Below are 14278 nucleotides of genomic sequence, written 5' to 3' on the forward strand. Positions count from 1 at the left end.
GTCATGATTCCGGTGCTTTTTTGAAGGTGTTTCCATGTGATACAAGAGCTGCGTATTTTTGAATCGAATAAGGCTTGAGCCTGAGAAGGAGAAACGCCCATGGCCTGCTACAGCCTGGATGGACTGGTTCCGGTGGTGCACCCCACTGCCTATGTGCACCCGAGCGCGGTGCTGATCGGTGACGTGATCATCGGCCCGCACTGCTACGTCGGCCCGCTGGCCAGCCTGCGCGGCGATTTCGGGCGCATCGTTCTGGAGGAGGGCGCCAACATCCAGGACACCTGCGTGATGCACGGCTTTCCCGGCAGCGACACGGTGGTGGCACGCAACGGCCACATCGGCCACGGTGCGGTGTTGCACGGCTGCCAGATCGGCGAAGACGCCTTGGTGGGCATGAACGCGGTGGTGATGGATGGCGCGCGCATCGGCGCGCGTTCCTTCGTTTCCGCCACGGCCTTCGTCAAGGCCGGCTTCACCTGCGAGGCGCAGTCCCTGGTGATGGGCTCTCCGGCGCAGGTGCGCCGTGTGCTGAGCGATGACGAGGTGGCCTGGAAGCAGGCCGGCACTCGCGAGTACCAGCGCCTGGCCCAGCGCTGCCTGGCGGCGCTCGAGCCTTGCGAGCCGCTGGCCGAGGTGGAGCCCGGCCGGCCGCGTATGAGCGACCCGGGTCTGCGGCCCAAGGGCGAGGCACGCTGATGGGTTCGGTCTGTGGCTTCCTAACGCCTGTGGCCCCATCGTGAAGCGTGCGGGTATAGTCGGCATCCCTTCACGACCCCGTATGCCCATGACCTCCCTCGCGCCCCTGGACCAGCTCATCACCCGCTTCCAGCAGCAGACCCCCATTCGCGCCAGCTCGCTGATCATGACCCTCTACGGGGATGCCATCGAACCTCACGGCGGCACCGTTTGGCTGGGCAGCCTGATCCAGATGCTGGAGCCCATCGGCATCAACGAGCGGCTGATCCGCACCTCGATCTTCCGCCTCACCAAGGACGGCTGGCTGAGTGCCGAGAAGGTCGGGCGGCGCAGCTACTACAGCCTCACCGGCACGGGTCGTCGGCGTTTCGAGAAGGCCTTCAAGCGCGTCTACAGCTCCGGCATCCCGGCCTGGGATGGCTCCTGGCACCTGGTGGTGCTGTCGCAGCTGCCCCAGGAGAAGCGCAAGCAGGTGCGCGAGGAGCTGGAGTGGCAGGGCTTCGGTGCCATCGCGCCGACTGTGCTGGCCAACCCCCGCTGCGACCGCGTGGACCTCACCACCACCCTGCAGGAACTGGACGCCCTGGAGGACAGCATCGTCTTCGAGACCAGTGCCCAGAATGTGCTGGCCTCCAAGGCCCTGCGCATGCAGGTGCGCGAGAGCTGGCGGCTGGACGAACTGGGCGAGCACTACCGCGAGTTCATCCAGCTGTTCCGCCCGCTCTGGCAGGCCCTGCGCGAGCAGGAAAGCCTGGACCCGGAGGACTGCCTGCTGGCCCGCACGCTGCTGATACACGAATACCGCCGCCTGCTGCTGCGCGACCCGCAACTGCCGGACGAGCTGCTGCCCAGCGACTGGGAAGGCCGCTCGGCCCGCCAGCTGTGCCGCAACATCTACCGCCTGATCTACGCCAAGGCCGAGGAATGGCTGAACGCCAACCTGGAAACCGCCGACGGCCCGCTGCCCGACGCCAGCGAGGGCTTCTACCGGCGCTTTGGCGGTCTGCGCTAGCACGCTGAACGAGGTGGGCGGGCCGGCCGCCTGCCCGGTCTTGTGCCGGCCCCTGCCTTGGGGCCGGCGTTGCGCTTACAACCGCATCAGCACCGACTTGAGTTCGGTGTAGTGCTCGATGGCGGCTGCGCCCATCTCGCGGCCGAGCCCCGACATCTTGTAGCCGCCGAAGGGCAGGGCCGGGTCCAGTGCGCTGTGGCAGTTGACCCACACGGAGCCGGACTTGATGCGCGGGATCATCCTATGCACGGCGCCCAGGTCGTTGGACCAGATGCTGGCACCGAGGCCGTAGGGGTTGTCGTTGGCCAGGCGCACGGCTTCGTCGAGGTCGTCGAAGGGCATGGCCACCAGCACTGGACCGAAGATCTCTTCCTGCACCAGGCGGTGCTTCTGGTCGACGTCGGCGATCACCGTCGGCTTGACGAAATACCCCGGCCCGAAACCTTCGCCGCCGCAGACCACCGAGGCCCCCAGCTCGCGGCCGAGGTTGATGTAGCCGGTCACGCGGTCCTGCTGGCGGGCGGAGATCAGCGGGCCCATCTGCACGCTCGGGTCCAGCCCGTTGCCCAGCTTCATGCCGTTGGCGATGCCGGCGATGTCGGCCACCACGTTGTCGAAGTGCTTGCGCTGCACGTACAGGCGCGAGCCGGCGCAGCACACCTGGCCCTGGTTGAAGAAGATCGCCGTGGCGGCGCCGGCGGCGGCGTCCTGCAGGTTGGCGTCGGCCAGTACCAGGGTCGGCGACTTGCCACCCAGCTCCAGGGTGACGCGGGTCATGTTGTCCATGGCGGCTTTGCCGATCTGCTTGCCGACCTCGGTGGAGCCGGTGAAGGTCAGCTTGTCCACGCCCGGGTGGCGGGTGAGGGCGGCGCCGGCGTTCAGGCCGGTGCCGGTCACCACGTTGAACACCCCGGCGGGGTAGCCCGCCTCCAACACCAGTTCGGCCAGCTTGAGGGCGGTGACCGGCGTTTCGTCCGCTGGCTTGAGCACCACCGTGCAGCCAGTGGCCAGGGCCGGGCCGAGCTTCCAGCAGGCCAGCAGCAGGGGGAAGTTCCAGGCGACGATGGCGCCCACCACGCCGACGGCTTCGCGGCGGATGAAACCGTGGAACCGGTCGTCCGGCATCAGCGGCAGGGAGACGTCGACGCTGCTGCCTTCGATCTTGGTGGCCCAGCCGGCCATGTAGCGGAGGAAGTCGATGGCCAGCTGCACGTCCATCACCTGCGCCACCGCCGCGCTCTTGCCGTTGTTGAGGCATTCCAGCTCCGCCAGTTGCTGGGCGTCGCGCTGCATCAGGTCGGCCAGGCGCCACAGCAGGTTCTGCCGCTCGCGGGGGCGCATGCGGCTCCAGGCGGAGTCATCGAAAGCCTGGCGGGCGGCGCGCACGGCGCGGTCCACGTCGTCCGCGTCGGCCGAGGGCACGCGGCCGATGACGTCACCCGTGGCCGGGTTGCGGAAGTCCAGGGTGGCGCCGCTGGTGGCGTCCTGCCACTGGTCGCCGATGAGCATCTTCAGCGGGCGGTCGAGGAAGGCGCGGGTGGCCGGCAGGAGGGGCAGCTGGTCGGACATGGGTTCGCTCTCTTGTTGTCAGGGAAGGAGGTGAACCGCCATGGGGCAACCGCCATGCCAAGCTGCGCGCGAGGGCGCCAGGCGCCGTCTGCCGTGACCTGTGGCGCCGATGAGGTGGGCACCGGCGCGTTGGGGCTGTTGCACTTTGAGACGGCGTGAGACAACCCGTGCAACAGCCTCGCCCGCTGCGCTCGGGTGTCACCGTGGCGGCGTCTCAGGCTGGAACAGCCTGTCTCGAAATTAGACGCGTGCGGTGTTTCGCCACAGCCCCTATGAAGCCGCGTTGCGCGCTCAAGGCATTGATTCAGAAGGGTTTATCGGAAGTGGCACACATCCTGTATCGGCTGCGACAGTTGTGCCGCCCGGTTCGGCGCGACCCATAAGAACAAAACCGTGGAGGTCTGACCTTGAAGACGACTCGACTCCGGCGGCAAGCGGGCAGCCTGGTGCTGACCCTGGCAGCCTTGCTGTGTGCCCAGGCCCATGGGGCGGAAGAGGGGCCGGCGCTCCTCCAGTCCAAGTGCATGGGGTGCCACATCCCCGAGGGCAACGACACCTACAGCCGCATCAGCCACCAGCGCAAGACGCCCGAAGGCTGGCTGATGAGCATCGCCCGCATGCAGGTGATGCACGGCCTGAAGATCAGCGACGAGGACCGTCGCACCCTGGTCAAGTACCTGGCCGACAAGCAGGGCCTGGCGCCCAGCGAGACCGACGGCGTGCGCTACGCCATGGAGCGTCGGCTGAATACCGTCGAGCAGTTCGACGATCACCTCAGCCAGATGTGCGGTCGCTGCCACTCCGGTGCCCGTGTCGCCCTGCAGCGGCGCCCGGCGAAGGAGTGGGAGCACCTGGTCAACTTCCACCTCGGCCAGTGGCCGTCCCTCGAATACCAGGCCCAGTCCCGCGACCGCGACTGGCTGGACATCGCCCTCAAGCAGACCGTGCCCGACCTGGCCAAGCGCTTCCCGCTGGACAGCCAGGCCTGGACCGACTGGCAGAAGGCCCGGCCCAAGGCCGACGTGCTGCCGGGCCAGTGGAGCTTCAGCGGCCACATGCTCGCCAAGGGTGATGTGCGCGGCGTGATGACCGTGACCGCCGATGGCGCCGACACCTTCAAGGTGGACGTGAAGGGCCAGTACGCCGACGGCTCGCCGTTCACCGGCAGCGGCTCGGCGATCCTCTACAACGGCTACGAATGGCGCGGCAACGTGAAGGTGGGCGACACCACCCTGCGCCAGGTCTTCGCCGCCCTCGACGGGCAGATGACCGGCCGCATGTTCGAGAGCGAGCACGACGAGCGTGGCCTCGACTTCAGCGCCGCGAAGCAGGGCAAGGCCCAGCTCCTGGCGGTGCAGCCGGCGCAGGTCAAGGCCGGCAGCGAAACCGAGCTGACCCTGGTGGGCAGCGGCCTCTCGGGTGCGCCGCAACTGGGGGCCGGGCTGGAGGTGGTAAAAGTGCTGGACAGCACCCCGGACCAGGTGCGGGTGAAGGTGAAGGCGGCCGCCGATGCAGCCCCCGGCCTGCGTGAGGTGTCCGTCGGTGCGCTCAAGGGCGTGACCCTGGCGGTCTACAAGGACATCGCCGAGGTCAAGGTGGTGCCCGCGTTCTCCATCGCCCGTATCGGCGAGAACGGCGGCTCCACGCCCAAGGTCCAGGGCCGCTTCGAGGCCGAGGCCTGGGGCACCGACGCCGCCGGCAAGGCCTACCGCATCGGCTACCTGCCGGCGAAATGGTCGGTGGAACCGTTCGATGAGCGGGCCAAGGAAGACGAGGACGTGAAGTTCGCCGGGGTGATGCAGAAGGATGGCGTCTTCGTGCCCGGCGGTGCCGGCCCCAACCCGGAACGCAAGATGATGACCAACAACGCCGGCAACCTGAAGGTGATCGCCGAGCTGGAGGAGGGCGGGCAGAAGGGCGAAGGCCACCTGATCGTCACTGTCCAGCGCTGGAACAACCCGCCATTGCCCTGAGTGGGAAGGACTGGGCAGGGCGGTTGCCCTGCCCGGATTCGAAACGAATCGGGACGAATTCCAGGAGGTCGCCATGGGCGCAATCTTGAATCTGGTCGAACGCAACCTGCACGAGGTGCAGGTCAACACCGACCGCATGCTGTTCCACATCCCCAGCAGCTCGCTGTTCGCCACCGACGCGCTGACCGGGGGCATCATCGACGCCCTGCGCCAGCAGGGATGCTCGCCCGAGGAGCTGGTGCAACGCCTGGGCGGGCGCTTCGCGGGGGCCGAGATCGACGAGACCCTACGCGAGCTGATCGCGCTGGAGGTGGTGAGCGACGGCTCGCCGCTGACGCCGGAGATCGGCCTGAAGAAGGTCGACCGCACCGCCCTCAACACCGTGGTGCTGAACGTCAACACCGGCTGCAACCTGAGCTGCACCTACTGCTACAAGGAAGACCTCGACAAGCCCTCGGCCGGCAAGAAGATGGCCGTGGAAACGGCCGAGGCCTCGGTGGAGATGCTGCTGCGCGAGTCCCCCGACGAGGCCCGCTACAGCGTGGTGTTCTTCGGCGGCGAGCCGCTCTCCAACCGCCCGCTGATCGAGCACATGGTGGGCTACTGCGAGCGTCGCTTCGCCGCCGCGGGCAAGCAGGTGGAGTTCGTCATGACCACCAACGCCACGCTGCTCACCGAGGAGATCGTCGACTGGCTGAATGCCCACCGTTTCGGGCTGTCCATCAGCATCGACGGGCCGAAGACGGTGCACGACCGCAACCGCATCACCGTGGGCGGGCAGGGCACCTACGACGTGGTCCGGCGCAAGGTGGAGATGCTGCTGTCGCGCTACACCAGCCGCCCGGTGGGCGCGCGGGTGACGCTGACCACCGGCGTCACCGACGTGGAAACCATCTGGGACCACCTGTTCAACGAGCTGGGCTTCGCCGAGGTGGGGTTCGCCCCGGTCACCTCCGGTGATATCAGCAGCTTCAACCTCACGGCGGACGAGCTGGTGCAGGTGTTCGCCAACATGAAGGCCCTGGGCCGGCGCTACCTGGAGGCGGCGCTGGAGAACCGCAACATCGGCTTCTCCAACCTGCACCAGCTGATCACCGACATCCACGAGGGCCAGAAGAAGGCGCTGCCCTGCGGGGCCGGGCTGAAGATGCTGGCGGTGGACCACAAGGGCGAGCTGAACCTCTGCCACCGCTTCACCGGCTCCAGCCTGCCGACCTTCGGCAACGTGCACGGCGCGGTGAAGCAGGCCGAGCTCAACGACTTCCTTTCCCAGCGCCTGGACCGCACCAGCACCGGCTGCGACAGCTGCCGCATCCGCAACCTCTGTTCCGGCGGCTGCTACCACGAGAGCTACGCCCGCTACGGCGATCCCACGCACCCGACCTATCACTACTGCGAACTGATGCGCGACTGGGTGGACTTCGGCATCGAGGTCTACAGCCGCATCCTGGCCGGCAACCCGGCCTTCATCAGCCGCACCATCACTCCGCGGAAGGCGCACTGACATGAAACACCTCAAGCCGCTGAACCAGAAAGCGCACCTGCTCGAACAGGCCGCAGCCGAAGACCGCCTGGAAGAAGTCGTCGCCATGAGTGCCGTCGCCGGCTGCACGGCGACCACCGACCCGGGCTGGGAAGTGGATGCCTTCGGGGGCGTCAGCTCCCTGTGCCAGCCCATGGAGGCCGACCTCTACGGTTGCTCCGACCCCTGCTGGTGGCCGGCCCAGGTGCCGGACATGATGACCACCTACCAGGACTGGAACGCCAGCGCGCAGGACTCCTCGCAGGACTGGCGCAACCTCGGCACCGTCTTCCCCAAAGACAAATGACCGGCCACCGAACACGAGGGAAAACCCAATGAAGCTCAATGCGTTCGCCAGCCTGGCCGTTGCCGCCGGGCTCGCCCTGGGTGGCCAGGCCCTGGCCGCCGACAACGCCGGCCTGGCACTCAAGGCCGGCCAGGAATACATGATCGCCACCAACTACCCGAACAACCTGCACGTGCTCGACCTGGCCAGCGACAGCCTCTACAAGACCTGCCGCCTGCCCGACGCTTTCGGACCGGGCACCGCCATGGTGTCGCCGGACCGCAAGACCGCCTACCTGCTCAACAACCACTTCGGCGACCTCTACGGCATCGACCTCGACAGCTGCCGCGCGGTGTTCCACGCCAAGCTCTCGCGCAAACCGGACGAGAAGGCGCGCTCCATGTTCGCCTTCGCCCTCAGTCCGGACGGCAAGGAGCTGTACAGCGTGGTCAACCCGACCCGCATGGCCAGCGACCACTACGAGGTCCAGCAGCCGCGCCTGGAGGTGTTCGACACCGCCGCCGGCCTGGACGCCCAGCCCGTGCGCAGCTTCCCGGTGCCGCGCCAGCTGTACATCATGCGCGCCGCCGACGACGGCACCCTGTATATCGCCGGGCCCGACATCTACAAGATGGACGTGAAGACCGGCCACTACGAAGTCGCCGTGCCCGGTCGCAACTGGAAACGCCCCAACTACGGCCCGCCGGACGTACTGTACTTCTGGCCGCACCAGACCCCGTTGCACGAGTTCTCGATGCTCTACACCACCACCAGGTTCAAGGACGAGAAGCAGGACCCGGCCACCGCCGACTTCGTCTACGGCTACGTGAGCATCGACCTGAAGACCGGCAAGCCCACCGTGGAGGACTTCGCGCCGCTGACCGAGCTGTACTTCACCGGCCTGCGTTCGCCGAAGGACCCGAACCAGATGTTCGGCGTGCTCAACCGCCTGGCCAAGTACGACATCAAGCAGCAGAAGCTGATCAAGGCCGCCAACCTGGATCACTCCTACTACTGCATCGCCTTCAACACCCAGGGCAGCAAGCTCTACCTGGCCGGTACCTTCAACGACATCGCCGTCTTCGATCCGGACAGCCTGGAGAAGGTGAAGAACATCAAGCTGCCGGGTGGCGACATGGCCATCACCACCACCCAGGTATTCGTGCGCTAGGCCGGTGACTCCCCCGTGGCCCGGGCTTGCGCCCGGGAGCGGGGCGGGTTTGCCGTAGGCGTTCGCACGCCTCATTCCGCGCCATCTACGACCAATGGGTCACTGGACAGAACAAAACCCTTTACCCAGATTGACGTTTACGTAAAGGTAATCGGCCTCCCTGCCCGAATCGGAGGCCACCCGGAACGACCCGATCCCACCACAACGACAAGAAGGGACAGCCATGCATCAACCGAGCTATACCCGGGGGCGCCAGGACAAGCCCCTGCTCGCCATGACCATCGGCGCGGCATTCGACGCCACGGTCGCCCGATTCCCCGAACGCGAAGCCCTGGTGGTGCGCCACCAGGGGCTGCGCTACAGGTGGCGCAGCCTGGCCGAGGCGGTGGAGGTCCATGCCCGCGCGCTGATGGCCCTGGGTATCCAGAGCGGCGACCGGCTCGGCATCTGGGCGCCCAATTGCGCCGAGTGGTGCATCACCCAGTTCGCCAGCGCCAAGGTCGGCGCCATCCTCGTCAACATCAACCCGGCCTATCGCAGCAGCGAGCTGGAGTACGCCCTGCGCCAGTCCGGCTGCCGTTGGGTGATCTGCGCCGACGCCTTCAAGACCTCCGACTACCACGCCATGCTCCAGGGCCTGGTGCCGGAGCTGGCCAGCGCAGCCATCGGCCAGCTCGCCAGCGAGGTGCTGCCCGAACTGCGCGGGGTGATCAGCCTCGCCGCCGAACCGCCGGCCGGCTTCCTCGCCTGGGCCGACCTGCAGCAGCGGGCAGGGGAGACCACCCCGGCCGAGCTGGCCGAGCGCCAGGCCAGCCTGCAGTTCGACGACCCCATCAACATCCAGTACACCTCCGGCACCACCGGCTTCCCCAAGGGCGCCACCCTCAGCCACTACAACATCCTCAACAACGGCTACATGGTCGGCGAGAGCCTGGGGCTCACCGAGCACGACCGCCTGGTGATCCCGGTGCCGCTGTACCACTGCTTCGGCATGGTCATGGGCAACCTGGGCTGCGTGACCCACGGCGCCACCATGATCTACCCCGGCGACGCCTTCGACCCGCTCACCGCCCTGCGCGCCGTGGCGGAGGAGAAGGCCACCGCACTGTACGGCGTGCCGACCATGTTCATCGCCGAGCTGGACCACCCGCAGCGGCATGAATTCGACCTCTCCAGCCTGCGCACCGGCATCATGGCCGGCGCCACCTGCCCCATCGAGGTGATGCGCCGGGTCATCGGCGAAATGCACATGAGCGAGGTGCAGATCGCCTACGGCATGACCGAGACCAGCCCGGTGTCCCTGCAGACCGGCCCGGATGACGGGCTGGAGCTGCGCGTCACCACCGTCGGCCGCACCCAGCCGCAGCTGGAGAGCAAGATCGTCGATGCCGAGGGCCGCATCGTGCCGCGCGGCACCATCGGCGAGCTGTGCACCCGGGGCTACAGCGTGATGCTCGGCTACTGGAACAACCCCCAGGCCACCGCCGACGCCATCGACCCGGGCCGCTGGATGCACACCGGCGACCTGGCGGCCATGGACGACGACGGCTACGTGCGCATCGTCGGGCGCAGCAAGGACATGATCATCCGCGGCGGCGAGAACATTTACCCCCGCGAGCTGGAGGAGTTCTTCTTCACCCACCCGGCCGTGGCCGACGTGCAGGTGATCGGCATTCCCTGCAGCAAGTACGGCGAGGAGATCGTCGCCTGGATCAAGTTCCACCCCGGCCACAGCGCCGGCGAGGAGGAGCTGAAGGCCTGGGCCAAGGCCCGCATCGCCCACTTCAAGGTGCCCCGGCACTTCCGTTTCGTGGACGAGTTCCCCATGACGGTGACCGGCAAGATCCAGAAGTTCCGCATGCGCGAGATCAGCATCGAGGAGCTGACGCCGCCCCGGGATGGCAAGGTGACGGCGATCCGCTAGCGCCCCAGGGAGCCGCGTCTTGCGCGGCTCCTTATCCCGCCTTCCATCTCCTACACTGGGCGCCCGTAATCGCCATGCCCCCCGGAACGCCATGACAGGAACGTCTGCCGAGAAAGGCACCATCTCCGTCCGCCTCGTCGACGAAGCACTGCAGGTGCTTCGCCAGCAGGGGGGCGATGTCGCCGCACTGCTGGAGCAGGCCGGCATTCCCGCCGAGCAGATGGCCCGGCCCTACGGCCGGGTCGCCTCCAGGCAGTACGCCCAGCTGTGGCTGCTGATCGCCCGGGTGATGGATGACGAGTTCTTCGGCATGGACAGCCGCCGGCTCAAGTCCGGCAGCTTCGCCCACATGAGCCGGACCGCCCTGCAGGCCGCCACCCTGGGGGACGCGCTGCAGGCCAGCCTGACCTTCCTCGCCCTGGTGCTGGACGACCTGCAGCCCCGCCTGGCGCGGCGCGGCAGCCTGGCGGAGATCGTCCTCGACGACAGCGGCGCGCCGCCTCGGGCCTTCGCCTGCTTCACCCTGTTCCTCATGGTCCACGGCCTGCTCTGCTGGCTGGCCGGTCGGCGCCTGCCGATCCTCGGCATCGAGCTACGGGGGCCGCAGCCGGCCTACATCGAGGACTACCGGGTGATGTTCACCCCGCACCTGCGCTTCGGCCGCGACACCACCCGCCTGGTGTTCAACGCCGACTGCCTGACCCAGCCGGTGCGCCGCAACGAGGCGGACCTGCGGCGCTTCCTCGCCGGGGCGCCGGCCAACATCCTGGTGCGCTACCGCGACCCCCAGAGCCTGGCCGCCCGCATCAAGGCCTACCTGCGCAGCCTGCGCCCCGAGCGCTGGCCGGACCTGGAGGCACTCTCCGGGCACTTCTACATGGCGCCCTCCACCCTGCGGCGCAAGCTCACCCAGGAAGGGCAGTCCTACCAGGCGCTGAAGGACCAGGTGCGCCGCGACCTGGCGGTCGCCCGGCTGGACGCGGGCGAAGTCAACTTCACCGAGCTGGCCTTCGAACTCGGCTTCGCCGACGCCAGCGCCTTCTACAAGGCGTTCCGCAAGTGGACCGGCTCCACCCCCGGGCAGTACCGGGCGCTGGTGCACCCCGAGGCGGGCTGAGCCCCTTCACTTGGCGAACAGCTGGCCGATGTCCCGGAATGCCTTGAACTCCAGCGCGTTGCCGCATGGGTCGAGCAGGAACAGCGTCGCCTGCTCGCCCACCTGGCCCTTGAAGCGCACGTAGGGCTCGATCACGAAGCGCGTGCCGAGGCGTTGCAGCCGCTCGGCCAGGGCCTCCCAGTCCTCCCAGGCGAGCACCACGCCGAAGTGCGGCACGGGCACGTCGTGGCCGTCCACCGGGTTGGTGTGGGCGGCGAGCTGGCTGGCGGTCGGCGGGTGTTCGTGGATCACCAGTTGGTGACCGAAGAAGTCGAAGTCCACCCACTGCGCGCTGGAGCGGCCTTCGGCGAGGCCGAACACCTCGCCATAGAAACGCCGCGCGGCGGGCAGGTCGTGAACGGGGATTGCGAGGTGGAAAGGGGCGAGTTGCATGCTGTTCTCCTGTTTTGCTTACCAATTTTAGGTGTGGAGATTTCGATGCAAAGCCAGGATTATTTGTGTCGAGCACGAACGTTTTCGATCAATGAGGCACCCCCATGCTGCGAGAGATCCGCACCTTCGTCGCCGTTGCCCGCCATGGCACCTTCGCTGCTGCCGGCATGCACATCGGCCTCACCCAGTCCGCCGTCAGCGCGCAGATCCGCAACCTGGAAGAAGCGCTGGGCGTGCGCCTGTTCGACCGCACCGGCCGCCAGGCGCTGCTCAACACGGCCGGTGAGCGGGCGCTGCCCCTGGCGCGGGAGATGCTCGACCTGTTCGCCCGCATGGCGGCCACGGACGAGGCGGGCGCCCATGCCGGGGAACTGCGCATCGGTGCCATCGCCACCGCCCAGACCGGGCTGCTGGCGGACGCGCTGCTGCGCCTGCGGGAGCGCGCCCCGGCGGTGGAGCCGAAGCTGGTGCCCGGCGTTTCGCTGAACCTGCTGAGCCAGGTGGATGCCGGCGACCTGGACCTGGCCATCCTCATCCGCCCGCCATTCGAACTGCCCAAGGAACTGCATGCCGAGGTGCTGCGGGAGGAAGCCTTCGTGCTGGTGGTGCCGCGCGGCCTGGAGGGCGACGACCCACTGCGCCTGCTGGCCGAGCAGCCGCTGGTGCGCTATGACCGCACCTCCTTCGGCGGGCGCCTGGTCACCCGCTTCCTGCGCCAGCAGCGGCTGGACGTGAAGGTGGCGCTGGAACTGGACGAACTCGACGCAATCGTGCGCATGGTCGAGGCCGGCCTCGGCATCGCGCTGATCCCCGAAGCGGGCCTGTGGCTGGAGCGCGACGCCGCCATCCGCGTGATCCGCCTCGGCCCGATGACCTTCCACCGGCAGATCATCCTGCTCACGCGCCACGCCCAGCGCCGCCAGCCGCTGCAGCGTCTGTTCGCAGCATGCCTGGCGGGGGAGAACGCACGGTCGCCAGCAACGTTGCCTGATCAAGGGCGCCAGGGCTGATGGTTGCCTATCCGCCCCGACGGCGCCCTCAGGCCGGCTGTTCACCTGCGCGCCTGAGCAGGGTGCGGCAGCGCTCGGAGAGGTGCTCCACGCGCAGGTGCTTGCCGGCCTTGGTGTAGCGCTCGCGCAGGGTCTTGAGGGCGGCGATGGCGGAGTAGTCGACGAAGCTGAGGTGCCGGCAGTCGAGGGTGACCCGCTCCGGGTCGCCGGCCGGGTCGAACTGGTTGAGGAAGGGCGTGGCGGAGGCGAAGAACAGCGTGCCATGAACCCGGTAGAGCTTGCTGCCGTCGGCCTCGATGTGGCTGTCGGCGTACAGCTCGCGGGCGTGGTGCCAGGCGAAGTTCAGCGCGGCGATGACTATGCCGCAGAGCACGGCGGCGGCCAGGTCGGTGAAGACGGTGATCACGGTGACGGCGACGATCACCAGCACGTCGTTCAGCGGCACCTTGCCGGCGACCCGCAGGGAGCCCCAGGCGAAGGTCTGCTGGGCCACCACGAACATCACCCCGGCCAGCGCCGCCAGCGGGATGCGCTCGATCAGCGGGGACAGGAACAGCACGAACAGCAGGATCATCACCCCGGCCACCACGCCGGACAGCCGCCCCCGGCCGCCGGAGCTGAGGTTGATGGCGGTCTGGCCGATCATCGCGCAGCCGCCCATGCCGCCGAATGCGCCGGAGACGATGTTGGCCGCGCCCAGGGCCATGCACTCGCGGTCGGGGAAGCCCCGGCTCTCGGTGATCTCGTCAGTGAGGTTGAGGGTGAGCAGGGTCTCCAGCAGCCCGACCATGGCCATCAGCAGCGCATAGGGCGCGATGATCTGCAGCGTCTCCAGGTTCCAGGGCACCGACGGCAGGGCGAAGCTGGGCAGGCCGCCGGCGATCTGCGCCATGTCCGCCAGGGTGCGGGTGGGCAGGCCCAGCAGGTGCACCAGCAGCCCGACACCGAGGATCGCCACCAGCGCCGGTGGCACGGCGCGGGTCAGTCGTGGCAGCAGCCAGACCACCGCCATGGTCAGCCCCACCAGGCCGAGCATGGTGTACAGCGGCGTGCCGCTCAGCCAGGCGTCGCCCTGCTTGAAGTGCTCCAGCTGGGCCAGGGCGATGACGATCGCCAGGCCGTTGACGAAGCCCAGCATCACCGGGTGCGGCACCATGCGCACCAGCTTGCCCAGGCGCAACGCCCCGAACAGCAGCATCACGGCCCCAGCCAGCACCGTGGTGGCCAGCAGGTACTGCACGCCGTGCTCCACCACCAGGGCGACGATGACCACCGCCATGGAACCGGCAGCGCCGGAGATCATCCCCGGCCGGCCGCCGAACAGGGCGGTGAGGGTGCAGATGATGAAGGCGCCGTACAGCCCCATGAGCGGGTTGAGGTGGGCGACCAGGGCGAAGGCGATGCACTCGGGCACCAGGGCGAAGGCGGTGGTGAGACCGGCCAGGACTTCATGACGCAGGCGGGGTTTCTTCATGGGCTTACCGGGCCGGCGCGCTGCCGGCCCTGTCGGGGATGGGGAGGGGCGCGCATGGTACGGAAATGCGCCCGGCCCCACCAGCACGCTCC

The 14278-nt window shown here is 68.1% G+C and carries 12 protein-coding genes; 9 read left to right on the top strand and 3 right to left on the bottom strand.

Annotated features, from left to right (window positions below; all coding sequences use genetic code 11):
- The first annotated feature begins 99 nt into the window (after nucleotides 1–99).
- Nucleotides 100–696: a phenylacetic acid degradation protein PaaY gene (paaY, locus tag BM198_RS15530; RefSeq protein ID WP_074971118.1), complete on the top strand. Its 597-nt coding sequence runs from the start codon at nucleotides 100–102 to the stop codon at nucleotides 694–696.
- An 88-nt stretch (nucleotides 697–784) separates the two neighbouring features.
- Nucleotides 785–1708, top strand: coding sequence for a phenylacetic acid degradation operon negative regulatory protein PaaX (paaX, locus tag BM198_RS15535; protein WP_074971332.1), 924 nt, complete (start codon nucleotides 785–787; stop codon nucleotides 1706–1708).
- A gap of 75 nt (nucleotides 1709–1783) precedes the next feature.
- Here paaX and BM198_RS15540 read toward each other — a convergent pair whose 3' ends face one another.
- Nucleotides 1784–3277: an aldehyde dehydrogenase family protein gene (locus BM198_RS15540; RefSeq protein ID WP_074971120.1), complete on the bottom strand. Its 1494-nt coding sequence runs from the start codon at nucleotides 3275–3277 to the stop codon at nucleotides 1784–1786.
- A 407-nt stretch (nucleotides 3278–3684) separates the two neighbouring features.
- Here BM198_RS15540 and peaA point away from each other — a divergent pair, with 407 nt between their 5' ends.
- From peaA to BM198_RS15570, 6 genes are all read left to right on the top strand, one after another.
- Complete coding sequence (gene peaA, locus BM198_RS15545) at nucleotides 3685–5250, top strand: quinohemoprotein amine dehydrogenase subunit alpha (protein ID WP_074971122.1); 1566 nt, start codon at nucleotides 3685–3687, stop codon at nucleotides 5248–5250.
- 73 nt (nucleotides 5251–5323) lie between these two features.
- Entirely contained in the window at nucleotides 5324–6754 is a 1431-nt protein-coding gene (gene peaB / locus BM198_RS15550) for a quinohemoprotein amine dehydrogenase maturation protein (protein WP_074971124.1), read from the top strand.
- Nucleotide 6755: 1 nt separating this feature from the next.
- Nucleotides 6756–7079 carry a quinohemoprotein amine dehydrogenase subunit gamma gene (gene qhpC, locus BM198_RS15555; RefSeq protein WP_044403960.1) on the top strand — a complete coding sequence of 108 codons (324 nt, stop codon included), beginning with the start codon at nucleotides 6756–6758 and terminating at the stop codon, nucleotides 7077–7079.
- Nucleotides 7080–7107: 28 nt separating this feature from the next.
- Nucleotides 7108–8229, top strand: a complete 1122-nt coding sequence (peaD, locus tag BM198_RS15560; RefSeq protein WP_074971126.1) for a quinohemoprotein amine dehydrogenase subunit beta — start codon at nucleotides 7108–7110, stop codon at nucleotides 8227–8229.
- A 223-nt stretch (nucleotides 8230–8452) separates the two neighbouring features.
- Nucleotides 8453–10153 carry an AMP-binding protein gene (locus BM198_RS15565; RefSeq protein WP_074971128.1) on the top strand — a complete coding sequence of 567 codons (1701 nt, stop codon included), beginning with the start codon at nucleotides 8453–8455 and terminating at the stop codon, nucleotides 10151–10153.
- Nucleotides 10154–10244: 91 nt separating this feature from the next.
- Nucleotides 10245–11270: an AraC family transcriptional regulator gene (locus tag BM198_RS15570; RefSeq protein WP_074971130.1), complete on the top strand. Its 1026-nt coding sequence runs from the start codon at nucleotides 10245–10247 to the stop codon at nucleotides 11268–11270.
- A 6-nt stretch (nucleotides 11271–11276) separates the two neighbouring features.
- On the opposite strand, the gene BM198_RS15575 is transcribed toward BM198_RS15570, so the two are convergent.
- Nucleotides 11277–11702, bottom strand: coding sequence for a VOC family protein (locus BM198_RS15575; RefSeq protein WP_074971132.1), 426 nt, complete (start codon nucleotides 11700–11702; stop codon nucleotides 11277–11279).
- A gap of 104 nt (nucleotides 11703–11806) precedes the next feature.
- On the opposite strand from BM198_RS15575, the gene BM198_RS15580 reads away from it, so the two are divergent.
- Nucleotides 11807–12712, top strand: a complete 906-nt coding sequence (locus tag BM198_RS15580; RefSeq protein ID WP_074971134.1) for a LysR family transcriptional regulator — start codon at nucleotides 11807–11809, stop codon at nucleotides 12710–12712.
- 28 nt (nucleotides 12713–12740) lie between these two features.
- Here the strand turns inward: BM198_RS15580 and BM198_RS15585 are convergent, their stop codons facing one another.
- Complete coding sequence (locus BM198_RS15585; RefSeq protein ID WP_074971136.1) at nucleotides 12741–14186, bottom strand: SulP family inorganic anion transporter; 1446 nt, start codon at nucleotides 14184–14186, stop codon at nucleotides 12741–12743.
- Nucleotides 14187–14278 lie beyond the last annotated feature (92 nt).

The sequence above is a fragment of the Metapseudomonas otitidis genome, assembly GCF_900111835.1.
GTDB classification, from domain to species: Bacteria; Pseudomonadota; Gammaproteobacteria; order Pseudomonadales; family Pseudomonadaceae; genus Metapseudomonas; species Metapseudomonas otitidis.

Coding starts and splice junctions, on each gene's coding strand:
- paaY (WP_074971118.1), top strand. CDS start 100: ATGGCCTGCTACAGCCTGGATGGACTGGTTCCGGTGGTGCACCCCACT.
- paaX (WP_074971332.1), top strand. CDS start 785: ATGACCTCCCTCGCGCCCCTGGACCAGCTCATCACCCGCTTCCAGCAG.
- BM198_RS15540 (WP_074971120.1), bottom strand. CDS start 3,277: ATGTCCGACCAGCTGCCCCTCCTGCCGGCCACCCGCGCCTTCCTCGAC.
- peaB (WP_074971124.1), top strand. CDS start 5,324: ATGGGCGCAATCTTGAATCTGGTCGAACGCAACCTGCACGAGGTGCAG.
- qhpC (WP_044403960.1), top strand. CDS start 6,756: ATGAAACACCTCAAGCCGCTGAACCAGAAAGCGCACCTGCTCGAACAG.
- peaD (WP_074971126.1), top strand. CDS start 7,108: ATGAAGCTCAATGCGTTCGCCAGCCTGGCCGTTGCCGCCGGGCTCGCC.
- BM198_RS15565 (WP_074971128.1), top strand. CDS start 8,453: ATGCATCAACCGAGCTATACCCGGGGGCGCCAGGACAAGCCCCTGCTC.
- BM198_RS15570 (WP_074971130.1), top strand. CDS start 10,245: ATGACAGGAACGTCTGCCGAGAAAGGCACCATCTCCGTCCGCCTCGTC.
- BM198_RS15575 (WP_074971132.1), bottom strand. CDS start 11,702: ATGCAACTCGCCCCTTTCCACCTCGCAATCCCCGTTCACGACCTGCCC.
- BM198_RS15580 (WP_074971134.1), top strand. CDS start 11,807: ATGCTGCGAGAGATCCGCACCTTCGTCGCCGTTGCCCGCCATGGCACC.
- BM198_RS15585 (WP_074971136.1), bottom strand. CDS start 14,186: ATGAAGAAACCCCGCCTGCGTCATGAAGTCCTGGCCGGTCTCACCACC.